Source organism: Photobacterium chitinilyticum, assembly GCF_004104355.1.
GTDB classification, from domain to species: Bacteria; Pseudomonadota; Gammaproteobacteria; order Enterobacterales; family Vibrionaceae; genus Photobacterium; species Photobacterium chitinilyticum.
Genome location: NZ_RJLM01000001.1, coordinates 837,325 through 858,926 on the forward strand (window position 1 = coordinate 837,325; position 21,602 = coordinate 858,926).

Here is a 21,602-nt window from a genome sequence, read left to right on the forward strand (position 1 = left end):
CAGGGTAGAAAAGGGCTTTCGAAAAGAAAGCCCCAGAACATTGCCTATTAGGAATAGCTTTATACGGTATAGAGGTTAGTGCGTGCGCTCGAAAGTCACCACCTGATAGTCAAGTGGGGTCAGAGTCGGTCGCTCGTTGGAAATGTAGTCGATGACAGACTGGGCATCAGTATTGCAGCGGGTGTTTTCCGCTTTGCAGTTCGGCCCCTCAGTCTCGTAGCGAACTTTATATTTTCCGCCAACTTCTTCAATGTTCTTCACGTTAAAACCAGTCAGCTTGCCATCGACATAAGCAAGGTCAACGCGGCCGGAATTGTTTTGCTGGGCCTTGAACAGCGGCGTCCAGCCATCGTTTCCGGTTGCATTGTAGTTGTTGATTGCAACGTGGTAGGTCTTGTTGTCTTCAAGCGGAGTCCATACTGGTTTCGCTGTTGTGCCTGTCATCACCTCAACATAGTCTAGCTTGCCGCTCTGGTTTGCTGCGGTCTCGGTGAACTGGTAGCGAATATGGCCGCCGTAAGGGAATTTACCGGCATGAGAACCTTCAGGTAGCGTGGCGGTAATAGCACCTTCAACCAGCGCTTTGATATCAGCTCCTTTGACTGGCAATACAGACATGAAGTTAGAGAATGGCAGCATCTCAAGAGCAACGTTACCTTCACGGTATTCACCCGCTTCGATATTCGTGCGGATCCCGCCTGCGCCAATGAGTGAAAAATCCACTTTCATACCGGTTACTTGCTGAACTTCTTCCGTATTTGTCCAGTAGTACTGGCCTTCAGCAATGATGGCGGCAACATCTGAGCCGTGTTTGTCGGTACCACGATCACCCGGACGGCGCTCGTGAGTGATCTCGTCAGCAACCTGAGCGATCACGCTGCCGTAGGCTTGGTCGACGGCTGGCTTGTACTTGCTGTCAATCAGACCACGCATCGCGGCTTCTTCTTCGGTGATAGTGATGTTCTCTTCACTATCAATGAACTCAACCACTTTGACAGTATCAGCCGAGTTGAATTTGCTTTCAGTCTCGCGAGTTGGCGAATGGTAGTATTCGTCATTACTTAGCAGGATATTTAGACCGTTACAGGCAGTAACATCACCGTTGGTATCGAAACTGACTGCGAGTTGGCCGATTGCCTGAGCATACTGGCCAGCCTGAACGACGCATGTTTGGTTCTGGCCATTCGGGTTTTGCACCATCTGTGCATAAGTTCCGTTGTGATCATGGCCAATATTGGTGAAATCGCCAAGCAGCGTATGCGAGTGGCCGCCAACAATCAGATCGATACCATTAACTTTCGACGCGATGTCCACATCCACAGCATTGCCAATGTGGGTGAGGGCAACAATGTTGTTGATCCCTTTTGATTTGAACATGTCGACAGTTGCCTGAGCGGAATCCACCATATCGTGGAATTCTACGTTACCTGTATTTGGTGCCAGATTTGGCATGTCATCGAGTGCGAGACCGAAGACAGCAACCAGATCTTTATCCTGAGGTAGATTGTTCAGGTCTTCGACAACGGTTTTGTTATTGCCGTCGAATGCGAAGATCACAAATGGTTTCAGGTTAGTTTGATCTTTAAGATCCGCATCGTTGCTGGTATCGATATTGGCAGCAACAACTGGGAAGTTGATATCACTGATGAACTGGTTCAGTTTTGTGTTGTTGAGATCGAATTCGTGGTTGCCAAGTGCCATGGCATCCAGGCCCATTTTGCTCAATAGTTCGGCATTCATAGCCCCTTCATTGAGTTTGAAATAGGCACTGCCTTGCCATGCATCGCCACCGTGCAGGAATAGGAAGCTGTTGTTTTGCTGCTTGGCAGCCAGCTTGTATTCTTCTGCCATAGTTTGGAGGCGAGGGAAGCCACCAAACTCGTTATAAACCAGCGTATCGTCGGCTTTGAAGCTAGATTTCACCGGATCAAAATTTGAATGCGTGTCGTTGATATGAGCAACGGTCAGTGTGAAGGCATTGTCCGGTTGGATAGATGTTTGTGCACAGCCAGCAAGAGCCAGCGTGACGGATAAAGCGACTAGAGGCTTTGAAAAGGTCATATAACTACCTAAAAAATAAAACTTTGATAAAGAAATGCCCCGCAAATAGCGAGGCAAGCGCACTATAGCCAAGATTGATAGAGTGGGCAATTAGCAAATACATACAGTTGCATTATGATTGACTCAAACATTATCGTCGTTGTTGTGTAGATAGCTGATAATTTGAACAGATTGGCTGCCGGTAACAGAGAAGGGGCGGTTAAGCCGATAATAATGTGAGGCAGCCGACAAAATAGAGAGTATAGCTTCGTTCGCTATGAGTAGGTTAGTATCCTAACGGTAGGTTATACAAGGGGTTATTTGAGTGGAATTATCAACTTTAATTGATGTGTTTGAGGGCTATCTAGAAGAGCACTTGGACGGTGAGAATGAACTGTTACCAGAAGAGTTGCCGGATGAGATTGTAGACTTGATAGATACCCCCCAGGCGCTAGATGCCTTGGTAGGCATGGGGATCTCGTGCCCTTATGAAGTTGAAACTGATGAGTTTCAGGAGCTATTGCGCTGGTTGGAGATATCGGCGATAAATTTTGCGCCTTTGAAGCGAATGAATCCTGCGCTATTCAATGAGTTTGCAGAACAAATTTCTGATGGTCTTATCTTCGCTGTAGAGGATGAGGAGATCGATCCTGAACAATTGTACGCGGTTGTAAGAACCCTGAAGGGCCAGCAAATTCCAGTGTCCGATCTGGTGATGGAATGGCTTCACGTGCATTACGAGCCTGCCCAAGATGAGAATATCAATGTCGAAGAGCTAACAAGCGCGATGTTACAGGGCATTCGCTCATCGGGTATTCATAACGCACAAGATTTTGTTTTCATGATGGAAGCAGAATTAGCGATGCTCCCGGCTCCTGGTCTTGAAAACATGCTGGAAGCACTTTCGGCTTTTGACTGGTACATCGATGCAGCTGTTATGCTGCTATCTCATCATGAGCCCGTTTTAGTGCAGCAAGCGCAGTCATTTCTAGCCAGTGTGCCAGATAAGGAGTGGGGTAAGCTGACGAACAGTGGCTATCTAACTGTTTTACGCCATTTTGTTTCCGATGAGTTGAAAACTCAAATTGATTATTGGCAGCGTCAAGTCTTGCGCTATCACAAACCGAAAGTACAGAAAGCATCGGTTGTTGAAGTGCTGGCAACGATGCCTGATGGACTCGGAGGAACCATACTGACGGCCTTGGTTAAGGATAATAGTGGCTATGCGGTATGGAATGGGATGATCCGTTTGGATATGGGGATTGCGGAAAGTGTTTATCGACCTTTGGACACTAAAGCTGAATGGCAGTCGCTGAAGCAGAAAATAATGGCAGATGCAGATGCTTATGCCGTTGAACCGGTATTTATCAAAAATGTGCTTCCGTGGATGCTGACGATAAACCAGAAGTCGCAAACGCCTCTCGATATATCTGCTCTGTTTTTTTTAACCATGTTACCCGCCGAATGGGCCAAGCCTCAGCCTGCTAAACTGAGCGATATTATTGACAACCGATTGGGTCATCCAGATACCTCAGTTGTTGAACATGCGCGTTCCATTAGTGATTCGCTATTGATTTACCCGGCAGTTAATACATGGTTTGAAGCATCACTGCCAACGGGTTGTAAAACACCAAGAGATGTTATCAATAAGGTGTTTCTCGAAGACAGAACTGTTCTGGCCAAGCGAATGGTCTTTAGCGGCTTGCTTTGCCATTTTGCAACAAAAGAAGAAGGTATCAGCAAGCATGAGGAAATATTCTTGTTGAATGCCTATGACATTCTGAACAACAGCTTTTCTCGCAAGAAGCTGCCATTGTTGCAGGTGTTGGCTAAGCGATCGCTGGAGGCCGTAAAACATGAACAGAATATGCTTGCGGCAATAGAGGTTATGGCTGAACCCGATGTAGGCTATGTGGTAAAAGTCGAACTGGATCATACTCGCCCAATGGTGTGGCGTCGGCTAAATATAAGCAGCAAGACCTCGTTAATTGATTTGCATATTATGATTCAGATTGCGATGGGTTGGGATGATAGCCATCTTTTCCAATTTGAGTCTGGGGACGAGTCTTATCCTGCTGGTGATGAAGAAAGTGGCTATGAGCAACTTGAGGACATAATGGTCGGGATGTTGCTTAGAGAACCGGGTGATCAGCTGCAATATGTTTATGATTTTGGTGATTATTGGGCACACACTATTACCTTGGAGAAGGTACAGAAGAAAAGATGCTTAACACCGAAAGTGACAGCCGGTAGCAGATGCTGCCCGCCAGAAGACTGTGGTGGGATCCCGGGTTATGAAACGCTGCTGAAGGCATTAAAAAGACGTAGTGATGATGATTTAGAGCTTCTTGAATGGAGCGGATGGGATGATGAAGATTTTGATCCTAAAGCATGGGATAAAGAGCGAGTTAATAGCCAGCTGTGCGGTTTTTAATGCCCTAGAATGAAATAGTTCTTGTTTGAAAGCCAGTGCCATAGAGTGCTGGCTTTTTTAATTGTTCTCACCCGCTATTGAGCATAAACCATATCCGTCATCACATTCTGTGACTGCGGTTTACTTTTACTTGCACATTTAGTGACGCAGTCAAAACAAATAAACTATTGATAATAACTACTTTTCAGGTGTACCCCCGCGACGTATATTCCCGATAATTATATTGAAAAATACCAAGAGCACTGATATCAGCATAACCAATGACAGTATGGGTTAAGCGTGATTTGTTGCCTGGTAGCATTTGAAGGAAAAACCATGACAGGAAAGAAATCACTACAGCATCTGATGTTGGGGATTGCTGTGCCTAGCCTATTGGCGATTAGCTGTTCGGCGTATGCAGAGGTGGCACATTTTCGCTACCAGAACAGTGAAAGCTATCGGTTAGAAGCTGCTCAGATATTCAGAATGCGAAAGGCAATTCCTGAGGTGAATTTACGCAAAGCGCTAAAGCCTCTTATCGGTAAAACGTATTACAGCCAGCAGGCTTTTCTTTCGTCTTTGACACAGCAGCTTGGTGATGACGTTTTAGCACAGCACCAAACGAAGATTCTCGATAAAGCACGTCTGCCGATAAGCAATCTGGCTGTTGATGTGCTTAGTGACGATGTATTGCAGGTCGCATTTAAGGCACAGCCAAGCAACAAGGCACTGCCAACAACTGAGCTGATAAGCCTTGCTCAGTTCAAAGGCCCGACGGCACTACACCAAACCCAAGATGGTTTTGAAACAACCAATCTTCAGGTCGCGATTAATCCGCAAAGCCTATGCATGACCATCGAATCAAAAGAGAAAGGTCGGCTTAGTGAAATTTGTCCTGAAAAGAATAACAGTTTCACCCTCAATTCAGAGGGAGATTATCAGCTAAATGGTTTGGGTCAGGAGTTTCATGATCCGGGCAAGCTCAATGCTAACTGGCTTGGTTTTAAACGTCAGGGCGGCAATAAGATGGAGGGGTATCAAGGTGGTGGAACAGGCAATACCCAGTTCCCTATTTTGTATGCACTGAACTCGCAACAACAAAATTATGCGCTATATCTTGATACGGTGTATTCAGCTAGCTGGGATTTCACAAAGGCACCTTGGAAAGTATCACAATTAGACGGCGAGCCAAGCTTTCTGTTCATGGCTGGAGATGATCTGCCTGATCTGAGAAAGCAGTACATGGCACTGGTGGGAAATCCTCTGGTACCACCACGTAAGCTGTTTGGTATGTGGTTATCGGAGTACGGCTTTGACAACTGGCAAGAACTTGACGACAAGCTTGCGACGCTGAAGCAACAGGACTTTCCTATTGATGGTGTGGTAATGGATTTGCAATGGTTCGGCAATGTCGAAGCATTTAGCCCAACCAGCCAGATGGGAACTCTGACATGGGATTTAGAAAACTTTCCTGCACCTGAGCAAAAAATTAAGGAGCTGAAGAATCGAGGCGTTGGCATGATGCTGATTGAAGAATCCTATGTCAGCGATGGTTTGGAAGAGTTTGGCCCACTCGCTGAAGGCGGGTACCTGGTTAAGGACCCTCAAACCGGGAAGCCGATTGATTCAGACCCCAACGGTTATGGTTACTGGTGGGGCAAGGGCGGCATGATTGACTGGACCAACAGCGAAGCGGGTGATCAGTGGCATGACTGGAAGCGCAAGCCGCTTATTGAAATGGGTGTAATAGGTCACTGGACTGATTTGGGCGAGCCAGAGATGTATAACCCACTGAGTGTCTATGCCGGTGGAAAAAAACAGAATGATGTTCACAATATCTACAATTACAAATGGCTTCAAAGTATCTACAACGGCTATCAGCGTAATGATACTGACGTACGTCCATTTATGATGTCCCGCTCGGGTGCTCCGGGCATCCAACGATTTGGCGCAACCATGTGGTCGGCAGATATCGGTACCAACCTTGAGAGCCTGGCAACTCAGTTCAGTATGCAGCCAAACATGGTTCTGTCTGGAATTGATTACTACAGCTCAGATATCGGTGGTTTCCATCGTCGTGCTCTCAGTGTTCTTCCTGAAGAACGTGATGCGGCTCTAAATGAAACCTATACGCAGTGGTTCGCCTATAGCTCACTGTTTGAGGTGCCTGTGAGGCCGCATACAGAAAACTTGTGCAACTGCAAAGAAACAGCGCCGGATCGAGTCGGTGATCTTGCGAGCAACAAGGCAAGTATCAAGTTGCGTTACCAGTTAATTCCATACCTGTACTCATTGGCTCACCGTGCAAATCTTGCAGCGGAACCTGTGTACCCGTCAATGGATTATTACTTTGGTCACGACCCAATGGCTCTTAACCTTCCAGCCCAGAAAATGATGGGTAAAGATCTGATGGGTGCCGCGATTGCGAAACGGGGCCAAACAGCGACGGATGTGTATTTACCAAGTGGAAAGTGGTTCGACTATCGCACCGGTAAGCAAATTGTCAGTAAAGGGCAGTGGCTCAAGCAGCTTGCGGTTGTTCAAAATGAGGTACTTACCTTGCCATTGTTTGCCCGTGATGGTGCCATTATCCCGGTTAATCCACAGCTGACAATGCCGTTATCTAGCGACGTACCGCTTGTTATAGCTGCTAGAGTATATGGCAATGGTGGAGAGTTTACGCTCTATGAAGATGATGGTGCCACCAATGCTTATCTTAAGGGAGAAATGCGTCAGACGACTTTGACGACCAAAGAGATAGCCAATGGTGTTCAGCTAGCGATTAACTCTCAAGGTGACTATGCAAATGCGCCCAAGTCACGGCCGATAAATATTGAATGGTTTGGCTTGGAAGGCAAGGTCAAGACTGTGGAACTCAATGGCAAGGCGATCACGGGGTGGAAACAGCAAGAGAGCAGGGTGCTAATCGAGAGCTCGGCTCTACCGGTAGAGCAACAAATAAACCTAACGGTGTTGTTTGAGTAGTTGATACCAATTAGCTGTTAACAAGAAAAGAAAAAGCCAGCAGATGCTGGCTTTTTTGTCTTCAAAGTAAGATTAAATTATCTTATCAAATTAGGTTATTTCGTTACAGCTGCTGCAACTGGCTCGGTACCTTCAGGGTGCCATGCGCCGTCTAGCTCATCAAGTTCAGGGAACTTAGAACGGTCAAACTCTGGTGTCTTACCGGCTTTTAGCTGCACTTCATAGTCTTTGATTACTTTGATTGCCAGCTGAGAAAGCAGTAGCAGAGCCACGATGTTAACAAGCGCCATCATACCCATAGAAGCATCAGCAAGGTTCCATACAACAGGTAGGGAAGCCACTGAGCCGAACATCACCATTCCAAGAACGACTAGACGGAATGCGAACAGACCTTTCTTCGTATTACCGTTAAGGAACATGATGTTTGTTTCTGCGTATGTGTAGTTCGCAATGATAGACGAGAAGCAGAACAATAGAATCGCAGCTGCCATGAAGTAAGTAGTCCAGCCACCTAGCTCATTGGTTAGCGCTTGCTGCAGAAGGCCGATACCTGATGCTGCATCTGGTTGATCCATAACACCTGACAACATGATCATTGCAGCTGAAGCCGTACAGATAACAAGTGTATCAGCAAATACGCCTAGCATCTGAACAAAGCCCTGAGAAGCTGGGTGGTTCGGGTTTGGCGTCGCACTTGCAGCTACGTTAGCTGCAGAACCCATACCGGCTTCGTTAGAGAACAAACCTCGTGCAATACCGCTCTGCATTGCCTGTGCAATTGTGTACGCTACACCACCTGCCGCTGCTTCCTGCCAGCCGAATGCACTCTTAACAATCAAAGATAGTGCTGCCGGAAGTTCAGTAATGTTCATGACAACGATGACCAACGCAATAGCTAGGTAGCCAACTGCCATTACCGGAACAATTCGTGCCGAGGCTGCTGCAACCTTGCGCAAACCACCCATGATGAAGAATGCAGATGCGGCAACAATGATTACGCCCATTACAGTTTCATCGATCCCGAAAGAATGATTCAGGGCATCGGTGATGGTGTTTGCCTGTACAGCATTGAATACAAGACCAAATGCAATGATCAGGCATACCGAGAACAGTGAACCCATCCAGCGCATACCCAGGCCTTTCTCCATGTAGTATGCCGGGCCGCCGCGGTATTGACCGTCAACGTCTTTGGTTTTGTAAATCTGAGCCAGTGTCGATTCGATGAAAGCCGTTGACATGCCGAATAGGGCAATAAGCCACATCCAGAAGATCGCACCTGGACCACCTACGGTTAGGGCTACGGCAACACCTGCCATGTTACCCGTACCGACACGGGCAGCCATTGAAGTACAAAATACCTGGTATGAACTGATGCCATTATCGACATCTCTGCCGCTTTTAAGTACGGCAACAGCATGCTTGAATTGGCGGATTTGAATGAAGCCTAGCCGTAAAGTGAAGTATACACCTACTGCAACCAGCAGGTAAATAAGTAGCCAGCCCCAAAGAACACCATTAACAGCACCAATAACAGTCATCAGACTATCGTTTAGCGATGTCAACCAAGTTTCGTTAGTAACACTCATAAATTTTTCCTGTATATCAGGCTCAACCAATTAGAACAGGCTGAGCGAACCGGAACGTCCATTTAAGTGACAGTTCTTGAATACGATTCTGGATTTATATTTTTTGTTGCTCACAAATGCATCAGTATCTGTAACTTGTTGCATTTACAATTGTGAAACATAGAATCGGATGTTTTGCCTAATGAAGGCGGTGCAAGTTAGCATGAAATTCTTCCAGTGCAGTGTGATCTTGCTCACGTTTTTTGAATGAGATTTGTGTAAGCCCATGATTTGGAATTTTGTCTTACAAACTTAATCCCTTTAATTCAATAGCTTATGATTGCGAGGGTCTCAGGAATAATTTCTTTTTGTGCACGCTGTACAATTGAGCAAAAACAGCGAATTAACCCAAATTTAACGAAAGAGTCAGAAATTTTAACTGTTTCATTGCGGCTAAAATTCATGATAATTTAACAATTGCTTATTTTTTGAGCGCGATTAACGAGTTAACACTCTAGAAAGTAGGCTTTAGTGAGTGAATAAAATAGACATAGTGATTAGGAGGAAGAGCTAAATGGGGCGATTAGCTCCCTGGTTGGGAGCTGAAAAGTTAAGATGAGCGGTTGAGTTCATACTGGTGCATGCAGCTTATATATAGCATAGTAGTATTACTAATGGGCATATGTTGGCTTTTCTAGGTTTTGATAATGCTCATCGGCAGACCGAAGGACTTGACCGCTGCTAACCTCGCCAACCTTTTCACACTTGTGACCACAAATACAGATATAGGTATCATCTTCAGAAACAAGAAATTCATCAGACTGCCCACATTTACTACAAGTTGGATTGATCATCATTATTATCTCCTCTAAGCCGTACAAAAGTATATTACTGTGAGTTAGATCAATTGCATATCTTGTAAAATAGAAAATTGGATTCATCGCAAGTTTTTGACGGCTAGCACACAATAATTACTTGAAAAATATACAAACAGAATGTTGGTGGAAGTGTTAGAGGGTTTTATCTGGTTTAGGGAGAAGGTCTTCGTTATAGGTAGTGCTTTATACAGAATAAAAAAAGACCTTTTGGTCGGACATACTGGATTCGAACCAGCGACCCCTACTCCCCCAGAGTAGTGCGCTACCAAGCTGCGCTAATGTCCGCCAAAAGGCCATTGTATTCATGAGCTTATTGACAGCAGTAAGATTAACAACAAAGTGCTTTCAACGCAAAATCAAAAGCTTGACCGGTATAACAGAAACAAGAAAAGGGCAGTGCCTGGATCTGGTTTATAGCATCCCGCATTATTCGTAAGCGGCTTCTTCTATATATAGCTGACTATTATCGTTTCTATGAGCCCTTAAGCGTAATGTCTGGTTAGTGTCAAAATGTGATTTTTATTAATAGTGGCTGTTGATAATTTGTTGCTGTTGAACCAAAATATCTAAGTAAGTCTGAATAGCAGCTTTGCGATAAGACTTTTCGCTCGCGGAATTGATGTTTTTGTTTAAATTAGAGTTCACAAGATCGTCTTCTAGGGGTATTATCTGCCTGTTAGACTGTCTTGCCGGCCACAGTGCCATCAATTTCCATTACAATTAGAGTGTGAATAGATATCGCAATCGTTACTGATGTTAATTGACAGACAGTCGTCGGCCTCTACCATTCCTTTGAGGTTGTTTTCTTTTTTGAGCTGAAAGTTTCAATTGTCCGGCTTATTGCTTATAGGCTTAATAAATCTAGTATTGGATTTTCATACAGAGGCCTGAGTAATAACATGCTGGTATATGATTTAAGAGGTATATTTCATGGATAGTTTTGCAGCTGCTGAAAAAGCACTGACCGCAATGTTAAAGAATGTTGATAAAACGACAGGTACGATTAAGGAAGAACGTGCTGATTATCGTCAGATGCTAATTGATTTCGCTGATGAAGTGCCTGGTCGTCAGAAAGCCGTAATTAAACGTATTCCGCTACAAAAGATTAATGATTTGATTGCGGTATTGCATGAGTTTAAGGATGAAGCGCGACAAGTTCGTATGACAGAAATCCTTGCGTTGATGGAAAAAGACGGCGTTCACCCAGAAGAGCTCGTTGAGAAAGAAGAGTAATTCATAAATAAACGTTAAAATATTTATCAAACAAAACACATAACCGCTCGAGTACCGAGTGAGGCATTAATCCGGCATTCAGAAGTCACTCGGCAAGAGGTTCTGAGTGGTAGGACTTTTTTACTCTTTAAAAAGAAAGCCACATATCAGACATTGTGAAATAGTGCCCATAAAAAGTACCATTGACAGGGGAAGCATAAACTTTCTTTCTTTTGAATAAAGTGATAACTAACATGAACAACATTGCCCTTCATTGAAAAGTGCAATTAGCCTTTAGTATTGTTTTCTGAAACTTCAGCTCTAATGAGAAAGCATTGTTAAGTCTTTATTCAGTATCGATTGTATGTGCTTAGCCTTATGTATGTTAAAAGTACCTGTATCAGGACTTCAATGACGTGCTTTGTCCTCATCTTATACGGCCTCTGTTAAATACTCTTCGAAATATGCGTCAGCAACTCAGTTGACGCTTATTATTAATGCCCCACGTTTGATATCATTTTCACAGTGAATACATTCAATCCGCAATAGGTAAAATTTCGTGGAAATATTGATTAAAGCTGAACGGCTAGAAAAGTCGTATCAGCAACATTTGGCGCTACATGATGTTAGTTTTGAGCTTAGAGCCGGTCAGATCCTTGGCTTATTGGGGCATAATGGGGCTGGAAAGTCGACATTAATCAAGTCGATTCTTGGTGCACAGGCATTTGATGGTGAATTATCCGTATTTGGTCTTCATCCGCAAAGGGATCGTGTAAAAGTTGTCAGTGATCTTGCTTATATTTCGGACGTCGCAGTATTGCCCGAGTGGATGACGGTAAAGCAGATTGTGAAATATATGTCGGGGGTGCACCCTTCATTTGATCAAAGCCAAGCCAATCAATATTTGGAAAAAACAGATATTAAATTATCGGCTAAGATAGCCAGCTTATCCAAAGGGATGAAAGTACAGTTACATCTAGCTATTGTGATGGCGACAAATGTCAGAGTGCTTATACTTGACGAACCAACACTCGGCTTAGACTTGATGTATCGTCAGGTATTTTATAGTAGTTTGATGTCGTGGTTCAGAGAAGGCGAGCGCGCCCTGATCATTGCAAGTCATGAGGTGGCAGAGATAGAGCATTTACTCACTGATGTGTTAGTACTTAGAAAAGGGAAGGCGGTATTAAAGGCAAATATCGATGAGCTTGAGTCCCGCTTCTCAACGCTGACAGTTAGCTCGGAGAAATTGGATGATGCATTAGCCTTGTCGCCGCTTTACTACAGACAAGGCAGCAAAAATCATGTCGTGTTATTTGAAGGGGCTGAACGATCTCGTCTTGAGTCGTTAGGGCCGGTGTCGAAGGCAAACCTTGCCGATATATTTATTGCCAAACAGCAGGGGGTAAAGTTATGAGGCCTCTATTACATTTGCTCGAAAAAGAATTGCTCGAATATCGAATCGTCGTAAAGCTCCCGATTTTTATTGCTTTGTTTGCCGTCTTAAATTTTACATTGGTAATGAGCAGTGACAATGTCAGTTTTTTTGTACAGACATCGGGAGCCGGAGAGTGGGGATTCAGCTTAGCTTCGTCTGGTTTTGCCAGCTATGTGGGTAAGCTCAATGAACTTGTTGCTGGTTTTGTTTTTCTATCGCTGTTTATTGTGTATATACCCAAGACACTACGTAAAGAACGCAGTGAAGGCAGCTTAATGTTTTGGCGTGCGGTACCGGTTTCCGATCATTTGGCCATTACGGCGAAATTGTTATTTGCCCTTGTTGTTATCCCTTTAATTACATCACTGCTTTTGCTTTTTTCTGATGGGCTTGTTTGGCTATTGGCTAAGTGGTGGATGGCAGATGACACTATGGTGTCCTTTTCTATTACGTTTCCTGCGATGCTTTGGCATTGGATGAGCTTCATCGGAAGAGCTGTGATGATTAGCTTGTCATTATTGCCGCTTGCCTGTTTATTGTTGTTCGTTTCTCAGCTGATAAATTACCCGATGGTGGCTGTTGTGGTGACGGTTATCGCAACGAAAGTGATGACCTATATATTATTAGGAACCAGTGCAGTAGGTGACTTCATGAGTGATGTCTATTCTCTACCACTAACGATATTGACCAGTGATAACCCGTTTGAAGCATACCTGAGTTTAGGCGTTATGACCCATCTGGTTCTATTGTTGTTAGGCGCCGCTCTGTTTTACTTATGCAGCAAACAGAGATCGACAGATGATCGCATTTTTAGTTATCTAGTCAGAAATTGGCACCGGACTTAAAAAAAACGGAGAGCAATGCTCTCCGTTTTTGATTGTTGATTAGCCTAGGTATACATAGCCGAGATTACGCTGCCACTATGTTGTGTAAGTAATCAACCTCGTTTTTGTACTTTCTTACATTACGAGAAAGCGTGCCCTTCGGTACATCAAAGCGCTTCTCAGCCTCATAGCTGGATAAGCCATCGAAAACCACTGCTTCTACAGCGACACGTTGATTTTCTGATTTAAAAATCCGATGAGCAATTATCTTATATTGGGTACGGTTCATGGTAATACTCACTAGCTATATTACGTTCTCTGCGGGAAGACTCCGGCAGAGAATAAGGAATATTTTTATAAAACGAGATTACCAGCCGAACCCTAACAGAAGCTTAATCGATTAGCCGTAGCCCTGTCGGAAGCGCATCACCGAAGACACGCTTGGTTTCTGCCTCTGTTAAGATCTTCACCTCTGATACCATTTGAACCCAGCTGTCAGGTGCTTTGCTTGATTTAAGCTTGGCGATCACTTCTGTCCGGTTTTGCTCATCGATATCAAGGGTACGGTCACCGGTCATCCGACACATCATAACGGCAGCAAAAGCGATATTCGGTTCTTTCCGCCAGTCATACTCCATTAACTCAGGCAGGCAGTAGGCTACATGCTGCGGTGTTAATAGGTTATGAGCACTACCGTAAAACGGACTTCTGCTTGCGATACGCCCAATCGCCCACCAGTGCGCCTGAGAGTATTGTGTCTTTTGCAGGCGTCCAAAAATCCACTCGATTAATTGAAGCTTTTTGTCGAACGGTAAGTGTTCCAGCGAGGCGGCAAGACGAACCATATCTTCATAACTGCGCTCCTGAAGTTCTTTGTTCAGCTTACCGTTACGTGTTGCCCCCGGACTAATGTACTTAGCGATATCTTTGAAAATGACGAGCTGCTGCTCTTGGGTCAGCCCACCAGCGACACGCCGCCAGAATGTCCACCAGTCGCTCCATGTCTGAGTCTTGATATCGAACTGGATCCCGTGCTGATACAGTGCCCAGATCTGATCCATGCGCCAGTCATCAGAAGGGTAACCAAACCCTGGACGCATGGCAAAACCAGTGAGCTTTAGCCAGTTTCTCTCGTGAATATCAGAGCGTCTACGGCGCTTTTTGCTCTCAAGCAGAGCATTGGCGAGTTCACGCAGGCAAGGGGTTTCCCAGTTGTCGCGTTTACCCAGCATCTTTTCAAGGCTAGTGCGCAGCGTCTTGATAGCTTTGTTGTCAGCATTTTTCGTGCTGCCACCATAGACTTGTTTAATTGCGCTGATTGCCTCATCGATGCGAGCCGGAAGAATGGATTCCGCCATGGTGGAGTCATCGCTGCCTCGATTGAGCTTGGCGAGATCTTTACGGATGGCAAACTCTACCTTCCAGCGTTTGCTGTCATCAGTCACGCTGACGCATTCTATTTGTAACGTACCGACTTCAGTAAGCTGGCATGCCAAGGTGACTTCTTCACGATCTTTTTGGTTTGCCGCAAGTTCGGCACGATCGCGATCACTGTCCAGTGTTGCAATGAACGGGGGGAGGGTGACGAAGCTATCAGAGTCGATAGCAAATAGTTCACCGGCTTCAGTGTGGTTGTCATCGGTAGATGATACCAGGTTGAAGCGGACTGGTTCGCCGAGTGTCAGTGCAAACTTGCGTGCTGTTAGATGAACTTCTGTGCCCTCATCAATCCCTTTAGGCAGGATGCAGATCCCTTGCTTGGCCTTTTTCTTGTCTTCCAGAGTCAGGAAAAACGAACGCGCCGAGCCACCACCTATTTTTAGTTGCGCGCCATGACGAGCTTTGGCATAGGCAACGGCTCCATAGGCGACGGCAAGATCTGGATGAGGGTTTTTGAGTTCAGTGACAGCGTCACCTTTCCAGTATGAGAAGGTGGTTAGTACACGTTCCGCCAGTAGCGGACTATTGAATACACCGCCATTTAGAAGTACAGCGGCAGGAATCGCTGGTAAGTTTGGGGCGAGATCGGTTCCACTCTTTAACAGTGCATCCCGGCAAGCCGTGTCATGCAAATCGATAAACTGAGCCAGATGCTTGCTGATTGCCGGATCGGCAGCATATGGCAGGCCGAATTCAACGACAGCGGCCTGACGTTGGCTTGGTTGATCAGTGTATTCTGTTTGAGGGAAGAAACCGTCCAGCGCAATGCTATGAACTTCTTCACGTGTGAGCTCAATGCTCTTGGAACCACCAATAAGGCGAGAGCCGCTACCCAATAACGTGACCTTGGCGGTTTCGGGGGCGTTGCCTGAAAGGAGTTGTTCTTTGACCTTGCGGGTTTGCTGGATAAGCTTTGACAGGCCTGCTGCGCTGAGCTTTTTAGTGCCACCGTGCAGGCGTTGTTCTGCTTTGTGAGCCAGAGCCAAATCCAGGTTGTCACCACCTAGCATGAGGTGATCACCGACACCGATACGATCCAACGTGAGTTTGTCACTGTCTGTGCTGACTTTGATCAAACTGAGATCTGTCGTACCACCGCCAACGTCACATACCATCAGAAGCGGAATATCTTTCAGTTGTGCTTCGGCATTTTGTTTGTTTTTTGCATACCAGTCGTAGCAGACTGCCTGAGGTTCTTCCAGCAGCAAGATCTTCGGTAATCCGGCCATAGCGGCAGCTTCTAATGTTAGCGCCCGTGCAGCTTCGTCAAATGATGCCGGAACGGTAACCACCACTTCTTGGTCGGCTAATTTGGCATCTTGGTGGTGATAGTCCCATGCCTGACGAACGTGGTTTAAGTAACTGGCGCTTGCTACAACCGGTGATACTTTCTTTACACTGCTATTCGAAGACCATGGCAAAATAGCTTCACTGCGATCAACGCCCGTATGCGAGAGCCAGCTCTTGGCGCTGACAACCTGGCGGCCCTCAACTTTTGCACCTAACTCACGGGCAAACTCACCAATAATAGCATTGTTGAAATCACCTTTTACTGGCTGGATATCCCAAGGTAATACCAGTTCAGACGGGCTTATTTCATCGTCCGCCGGATGATAGCGAAATGAAGGCAACAGAGGCTTGCGCGCAACTTCTCCTGGCGCAATAAGCTGGTCAATTTCAAAAATACTGATGGGGCTGGATTCAAGCTCGTCGGTGATAGGGGTATAAGCGACAACAGTGTGGGTAGTACCTAAATCGATACCGACTAGATAGCGAGGGGAAGACATTGGTTACTCCGTTAAAATTACGGCGCATCATGGATGCGCCGTAACAGGGTAGGGATTACTTTTCGCGAACGTCGAATTCGACCTGCCATTTCTGACCGCCATCCGTAGGGATGGCTTCAAGGCAAAGGGTGCCTAATTCAGTAACACGGGAAGAGAGGCGAACAGGGACAACCTCACCTGCAGTACGACCTTCAGAAACTGGCAACGTTACCTGAATGGCAGGTAACTCTTCCAGTTCTTCCGGTTGCCACCAGTCAAGGTGAGTACCGGCAGGGTCTTCGCGGCGAACCGTCGAGCCGAAGAACTTAAACTGTACCGGCTGACCGATCACCAAGCCAAACTCGCGGCTAGGTACATCGGCGTGAGTACCTTCTTCCATACCGAATGGTGCGACACATAGTGCTTCTAAAGGTGGTTCCATCCCCGGGATTGCCGGCATAGAACTTTCGATACCCACGTAGTAGCTGCTTGCGATACCACCGCGGATTCGAACACCTTTCCCTTTACGTACAGAACCGTAGTAAGAGGCACCGCTGGCAACCGCCAGATCAAGATCCAGGCCTTCCAGCAGCTTCGCTTCATTGCTACCGCCAGTAGTTAGCCAGCTGTTGATGATCGAAAGCAGGCGGTCAGACAGAAGCTCAGATTTTAGTACGCCACCGTTAAATAGGATTGCGGTTGGACGAATGAAGTTTTCATGTAGCTGGTCGTATTTTTCGAATAACTCGTCAACGGCGGATGACTGACGGCTTAGGAAGCCGGCAACATGGCGAGATACCGCTGCATCTTGCGCATATGGCAGACCCATTTGAGTCAGGGCACCACGCTGCATTTCTACAGGATGCTCGTCAACGCTATTGCGAGGGAAGAAACCCTCTACCAGTGTTTGTTGCACTTCCTCTTGTGTCAGCTCTGTTTGCAGCGTGCCGCCAAGAAGCTTCGAGCCGCGGCTAGGGACAACAATAGGGACAGCCTGAAGTTCTGCATCACTTAGCAGGGCTTCTTTGGCATCACGACAAGCGTGAGTAATTGCCTGGATCTGCCAAGGCTGAAGTTGCTTACCTTCCTGAGCTAGCTTCATCTTAAGGCGATAAGCGAGCGCCAGATCCATGTTGTCACCACCGAGCAGGATGTGATCACCGACCGCGACGCGGTTCAGAGTCAGGTTACCTTCTTCTTCGGTTACTGCAACGAGTGAAAGGTCAGTTGTACCGCCACCGATATCTACGACCAAAATCACATCACCGACTGAAACCTGATCACGCCAGGTGTCATCGTTGTTCTTCAGCCAGCTGTATACAGCTGCCTGTGGTTCTTCCAGCAGCGTCATATGCTTGAAACCGACGCTACGAGCGGCTTCAGCGGTTAGCTCTCGTGCTGCCGGATCAAATGAAGCCGGTACTGTGATGGTAACATCCTGATCAAACAGCGGGCTGTCCGGATGCTGATTGTTCCAGGCTTCCGCCAGGTGCTCAAGGTAGTTACGGGTTGCATCAACGGGTGATGCTTTTGCAACTTCTTCCGGGCTGTTTAGCGGCAGGAAGGCATCACGACGGTTAACACCGCCGTGACATAACCAGCTTTTCGCACTGGCGATAAGGCGGATTGGCGTTTTGCTACCCATTGTTCGTGCCATGGCACCAACGATAGCATTCGGCTGCGCATTCCACGGCAGGGCGGTATCGCCTTCGGCCAGCTCAGACTCGTGTGCCTGATACATGAATGATGGCAGCTGATCTTTTTCTTCAACGTTACCCGGAGTGGTAAGTTGAGCGATCGGCATGACGTTGACTTGTGCTTCTTCATCTTGCAGATCGACATAAGACAGTACGCAGTGAGTGGTACCTAAGTCGATACCAACGCTAAAACGATGTTCTTGTGTATCTTGCATTACAGTTCTACCTCAGCGGCGGCAACAATACTTGCATCATGACCTTCTGCCAGTTTAGGCAGTTTAATGTCGGTCACTTTCCAGCCGCGATGGATAAGGGTTCCAGTGAAAGGTGCTTCGCCAACTACATTACCCGTTAGGCGCACTTCAGAGGCATTGAAACCTTGTGGCAGGGTAATGCGAGTTTCTTCGTCTTCAGAACGAACAGGGGCGAAGCTGAAATATTCGTTTAGGACTTTCTGGCCACCTTCGTGAATAACACGTGCAGCAGCGCCGATTTCAGCATCGGCAAAACCTTTTAGGTCTTCCTGCATGAAATCAATAAAACGGGCTTCTTGCTGAAGCAAAGAAAGTAGCTGAAGAGCTGCATCCGGTGTGGCTGTTTTCAGCTTCGGTTCAACTTCAACAATTTTCTCAACGATCTTTTCAACTTCAACGATCTTCTCTATAGGTTTTTCAACCTCAACGATTTTCTCTACTTCGACTTCTTTCTCGACAATCTTTTCGACTTCAACTGATTTGCCTTTTTTGGCGATGTATAAAACCAGTAACACTAATACTAGGCCGCCTAACCAAGCATGCCCCATATCAATTGTTGTCGGCATTGCCGATAAATCCACAGTCATTTTAGAAAAATCAAAAGCCATATCCGTCTTCTCTTTACAGTGAAATATCGATTCACTATGAACAATTTGGGCTGAATACTAACATACTCACCCTGCATTACATCTAGGGCTGACATTTTTTTACTTCAAATACTGCAAGAATTGTTGCCTTAGATTAATTTGCAACCAATCAAGGGGTTGACATAACTCTGTCATTGTAGCTAAGCCTGAATGTTATTCCACTATGCGCATACGACGATTCATGAAATCTTTGATTGCTCCTTTCATTTTTAGTCTATTTTTCACGACTTTGTCAGTATTCCATTATTACATTTGCTAAATGAATCGAATCATGATGATTCCAGGGGGCAGTGCTGCGTATTTATGCGGTAGAACACGGTGGGGCTGCTTTGTGGCGTAGAACAAAATGATAGTAATGTGTAGTTTATTCGGTTTTTGCGGTGTTTTTTGGGTAGACTTGCGGTAGATTTAGGTAATTGCTTTAACAAACCATCAGGTTGAACTATGTCATCAGATTATTACGGCACTAGTGCCGCTTATGCCCGCCAAGAGCAAGGCTACCGTGAAAAAGCGCTGAAGCTTTACCCGTGGGTGTGCGGTCGTTGCACAAGAGAGTTTGTTTATTCTAATCTTCGTGAACTAACGGTACACCATGTCGATCATGATCATACCAATAATCCGGAAGACGGCAGCAACTGGGAGTTGCTATGCCTGTTTTGCCATGATCATGAGCACGAAAAATATACCGAGCATGATCAGCAGACCGGCAGTGTGATCAAAGCTGGTGAAGATGATCACGAAGCAGCGACGTTTAATCCATTTGCTGATTTGAAGGCAATGATGGATAAGAAGAAGTAGGAAAGAGCAGACATTTGTTCTCTCCCTTTACTAAGGGGAGGGCTAGGGTGGGGTTGTTATGTTAACCCCCTTCCCAGTCTCCCCCTTGAAAAGAGGGAGGAGTATTCCAATCTAAGATCCCAACACCTGCAATGGTAGCCCCAGCATTGCATCGCCAGTGCCGGCAAAGTACCAGATGATCCCCACAAGTGCGCCAACTAGCCCAACATACCATATGAAGGAAACGACTTGACCGTAGCGATCAAGCGGTAGCAGGTGGCTATTGTGACGGTATTTCCATTCCATCAAGATCTCGATGGATCCCATGATGAGCAAAAAACCAAATAATGCCAGCCCCAGGGAATAACTCAGCATGACACCGCCTACGGCAGCCAAAGCGCACAGGGTGATACCAACTTTGCTATTCATCGAGAAGCTGATGCTTTTGAGCACATGACCGCCATCGAGCGGTAGAATCGGAAGCAGATTGAATAGGTTCAGCAGGGCGTTGAACACCGCCAGCCCGGCAAAGAACATTTCACCGCTCACCCAGTAAGCAAGGGTACAAACGAGCGACATGATGAGGCCAAATAACGGCCCCATAATTGAAATCACTACATCCTGCCAGCGGGTATTTATCTTTTCATCACTCAGCGCGAGTCCACCGAGAAACGGTATCAGGTAGATCCCCTTGGTTTTCATCCCGAAGTACTTCATTGCCCTGATATGGCCGTATTCATGAAAAACTAAGCAGGCAACCAATGCCAGGGCAAATTGAACCGAAAATAGCCAAGAATAGGCAGCTAGGCTGGCGACGGCTAATACCCCTTTAATTACCTTGGCACTCTTGAGCAGCTTCAAGCCAAGCGAAGCTATACCAATCAAACTAAATTTACGCTCAGATTCGGGGGTAACTGAAGGGGTTTGCTGTTCGATATCTTTGGTATTTCTTGAACCGTCTGCAATGAGCTGTTCGTTGGCACAGAGACGATATTCGACCAAGAACGGCTGCCAGCTGAGTAATACGTCGACGCGGCATTGAATGACTTCTTCGCCGTTGCTTAGCTCAAATTCATGGACATGCTGGTTGTTATGGTCGGCATTGGCACTGATTTGCGACACCAGGGTGTTATTCCAAAATAGCTGCTGCCAGCCTGCCATCGACCCTTCCAGTCGCAGTGGCTGGCCAAGAAAATCAATAGATAGTAGTTCCAAGAAAAGTTCCGTCTGTACAGGGGTAACAATAAGAACGCGATTATGCTTTCCAACCACCGGTACGTAAAGAGGGCCAACACATTTAGTTACATGAAGGGCTACTTTACGGGTAATCGAGATCCGATTTTATCTCGGTCAGATTATCGGTGATCCACTGTTTGTTAATGGCTCCCCAGTCACTGATCTTATAGTGGCCGCTGCGGTTCCGTTCCCCTTTGGTTTGAACAAAGGTACAAACGATATCTAGATCAGCCAGGCTCTTAATTGTGTCTTGCGCCGTTCGTCTTGGCATGCCGGTATATTCAAGAATAGCGGGAACTGTCGAAACACCGCTGTCGATAAGGTGTGCAATATATAAGCGGCGATAAAAGCTGCTCTTTGTTTTACTGATAGGCATAGCAGTTTGGTTAAATCCATCTTAATAATCCTTGATCATTTGAGGGTAACACTA

The 21,602-nt window shown here is 46.1% G+C and carries 15 protein-coding genes and 1 tRNA gene; 6 read left to right on the forward strand and 10 right to left on the reverse strand.

What is annotated here, in order from left to right; translation table 11 throughout:
* Positions 1 to 75 precede the first annotated feature (75 nt).
* Complete coding sequence (locus EDI28_RS03560; protein WP_128782438.1) at positions 76 to 2,061, reverse strand: bifunctional metallophosphatase/5'-nucleotidase; 1,986 nt, start codon at positions 2,059 to 2,061, stop codon at positions 76 to 78.
* Between the two features lie 304 nt (positions 2,062 to 2,365).
* On the opposite strand from EDI28_RS03560, the gene EDI28_RS03565 reads away from it, so the two are divergent.
* Positions 2,366 to 4,474: a plasmid pRiA4b ORF-3 family protein gene (locus tag EDI28_RS03565; RefSeq protein ID WP_128782439.1), complete on the forward strand. Its 2,109-nt coding sequence runs from the start codon at positions 2,366 to 2,368 to the stop codon at positions 4,472 to 4,474.
* Positions 4,475 to 4,789: 315 nt separating this feature from the next.
* The gene (locus tag EDI28_RS03570) at positions 4,790 to 7,438 is read left to right on the forward strand and encodes a TIM-barrel domain-containing protein (protein ID WP_128782440.1); all 2,649 of its coding nucleotides are present in this window, start codon (positions 4,790 to 4,792) and stop codon (positions 7,436 to 7,438) included.
* Between the two features lie 95 nt (positions 7,439 to 7,533).
* Here the strand turns inward: EDI28_RS03570 and EDI28_RS03575 are convergent, their stop codons facing one another.
* The 3 genes from EDI28_RS03575 to EDI28_RS03585 form a co-directional block, all read right to left on the reverse strand.
* Positions 7,534 to 9,024: an alanine/glycine:cation symporter family protein gene (locus EDI28_RS03575; protein ID WP_128782441.1), complete on the reverse strand. Its 1,491-nt coding sequence runs from the start codon at positions 9,022 to 9,024 to the stop codon at positions 7,534 to 7,536.
* A 650-nt stretch (positions 9,025 to 9,674) separates the two neighbouring features.
* Positions 9,675 to 9,860 (reverse strand): hypothetical protein, encoded by a 186-nt coding sequence (locus EDI28_RS03580; protein WP_128782442.1) that lies wholly within the window; start codon positions 9,858 to 9,860, stop codon positions 9,675 to 9,677.
* A 229-nt stretch (positions 9,861 to 10,089) separates the two neighbouring features.
* Positions 10,090 to 10,166, reverse strand: a tRNA-Pro gene (locus EDI28_RS03585).
* Positions 10,167 to 10,811: 645 nt separating this feature from the next.
* Here EDI28_RS03585 and EDI28_RS03590 point away from each other — a divergent pair.
* The 3 genes from EDI28_RS03590 to EDI28_RS03600 all read left to right on the forward strand — a co-directional run bounded on the left by EDI28_RS03590 (position 10,812) and on the right by EDI28_RS03600 (position 13,376).
* Positions 10,812 to 11,114: a hypothetical protein gene (locus tag EDI28_RS03590; RefSeq protein WP_128782443.1), complete on the forward strand. Its 303-nt coding sequence runs from the start codon at positions 10,812 to 10,814 to the stop codon at positions 11,112 to 11,114.
* Positions 11,115 to 11,652: 538 nt separating this feature from the next.
* The gene (locus EDI28_RS03595; protein ID WP_128782444.1) at positions 11,653 to 12,510 is read left to right on the forward strand and encodes an ABC transporter ATP-binding protein; all 858 of its coding nucleotides are present in this window, start codon (positions 11,653 to 11,655) and stop codon (positions 12,508 to 12,510) included.
* Positions 12,507 to 13,376 carry an ABC transporter gene (locus EDI28_RS03600; RefSeq protein ID WP_128782445.1) on the forward strand — a complete coding sequence of 290 codons (870 nt, stop codon included), beginning with the start codon at positions 12,507 to 12,509 and terminating at the stop codon, positions 13,374 to 13,376. Before EDI28_RS03595 ends, EDI28_RS03600 begins: the two co-directional genes overlap by 4 nt.
* A 64-nt stretch (positions 13,377 to 13,440) precedes the next feature.
* On the opposite strand, the gene EDI28_RS03605 is transcribed toward EDI28_RS03600, so the two are convergent.
* The 4 genes from EDI28_RS03605 to EDI28_RS03620 form a co-directional block, all read right to left on the reverse strand.
* Positions 13,441 to 13,644 (reverse strand): helix-turn-helix domain-containing protein, encoded by a 204-nt coding sequence (locus EDI28_RS03605; RefSeq protein ID WP_128782446.1) that lies wholly within the window; start codon positions 13,642 to 13,644, stop codon positions 13,441 to 13,443.
* A gap of 103 nt (positions 13,645 to 13,747) precedes the next feature.
* Entirely contained in the window at positions 13,748 to 16,582 is a 2,835-nt protein-coding gene (locus EDI28_RS03610) for an Hsp70 family protein (RefSeq protein WP_128782447.1), read from the reverse strand.
* Positions 16,583 to 16,637: 55 nt separating this feature from the next.
* Positions 16,638 to 18,473, reverse strand: a complete 1,836-nt coding sequence (locus EDI28_RS03615) for an Hsp70 family protein (protein WP_128782448.1) — start codon at positions 18,471 to 18,473, stop codon at positions 16,638 to 16,640.
* Positions 18,473 to 19,120: a DUF2760 domain-containing protein gene (locus EDI28_RS03620; RefSeq protein ID WP_128782449.1), complete on the reverse strand. Its 648-nt coding sequence runs from the start codon at positions 19,118 to 19,120 to the stop codon at positions 18,473 to 18,475. Before EDI28_RS03620 ends, EDI28_RS03615 begins: the two co-directional genes overlap by 1 nt.
* 483 nt (positions 19,121 to 19,603) lie before the next feature.
* On the opposite strand from EDI28_RS03620, the gene EDI28_RS03625 reads away from it, so the two are divergent.
* Positions 19,604 to 19,957, forward strand: coding sequence for a YajD family HNH nuclease (locus EDI28_RS03625; protein WP_128782450.1), 354 nt, complete (start codon positions 19,604 to 19,606; stop codon positions 19,955 to 19,957).
* 111 nt (positions 19,958 to 20,068) lie between these two features.
* Here the strand turns inward: EDI28_RS03625 and EDI28_RS03630 are convergent, their stop codons facing one another.
* Both EDI28_RS03630 and EDI28_RS03635 read right to left on the reverse strand, forming a co-directional pair.
* Positions 20,069 to 21,151, reverse strand: a complete 1,083-nt coding sequence (locus EDI28_RS03630) for a site-2 protease family protein (protein WP_128782451.1) — start codon at positions 21,149 to 21,151, stop codon at positions 20,069 to 20,071.
* A 103-nt stretch (positions 21,152 to 21,254) separates the two neighbouring features.
* Positions 21,255 to 21,548, reverse strand: a complete 294-nt coding sequence (locus EDI28_RS03635; protein WP_128782452.1) for a winged helix-turn-helix domain-containing protein — start codon at positions 21,546 to 21,548, stop codon at positions 21,255 to 21,257.
* Positions 21,549 to 21,602 lie beyond the last annotated feature (54 nt).

Bases quoted from the DNA above. Each gene is read 5' to 3' on its own strand.
- EDI28_RS03580 (WP_128782442.1), bottom strand. From the start codon at position 9,860: ATGATGATCAATCCAACTTGTAGTAAATGTGGGCAGTCTGATGAATTT.
- EDI28_RS03570 (WP_128782440.1), top strand. From the start codon at position 4,790: ATGACAGGAAAGAAATCACTACAGCATCTGATGTTGGGGATTGCTGTG.
- EDI28_RS03615 (WP_128782448.1), bottom strand. From the start codon at position 18,473: ATGCAAGATACACAAGAACATCGTTTTAGCGTTGGTATCGACTTAGGT.
- EDI28_RS03620 (WP_128782449.1), bottom strand. From the start codon at position 19,120: ATGGCTTTTGATTTTTCTAAAATGACTGTGGATTTATCGGCAATGCCG.
- EDI28_RS03590 (WP_128782443.1), top strand. From the start codon at position 10,812: ATGGATAGTTTTGCAGCTGCTGAAAAAGCACTGACCGCAATGTTAAAG.
- EDI28_RS03635 (WP_128782452.1), bottom strand. From the start codon at position 21,548: ATGCCTATCAGTAAAACAAAGAGCAGCTTTTATCGCCGCTTATATATT.
- EDI28_RS03605 (WP_128782446.1), bottom strand. From the start codon at position 13,644: ATGAACCGTACCCAATATAAGATAATTGCTCATCGGATTTTTAAATCA.
- EDI28_RS03560 (WP_128782438.1), bottom strand. From the start codon at position 2,061: ATGACCTTTTCAAAGCCTCTAGTCGCTTTATCCGTCACGCTGGCTCTT.
- EDI28_RS03610 (WP_128782447.1), bottom strand. From the start codon at position 16,582: ATGTCTTCCCCTCGCTATCTAGTCGGTATCGATTTAGGTACTACCCAC.
- EDI28_RS03625 (WP_128782450.1), top strand. From the start codon at position 19,604: ATGTCATCAGATTATTACGGCACTAGTGCCGCTTATGCCCGCCAAGAG.
- EDI28_RS03600 (WP_128782445.1), top strand. From the start codon at position 12,507: ATGAGGCCTCTATTACATTTGCTCGAAAAAGAATTGCTCGAATATCGA.
- EDI28_RS03575 (WP_128782441.1), bottom strand. From the start codon at position 9,024: ATGAGTGTTACTAACGAAACTTGGTTGACATCGCTAAACGATAGTCTG.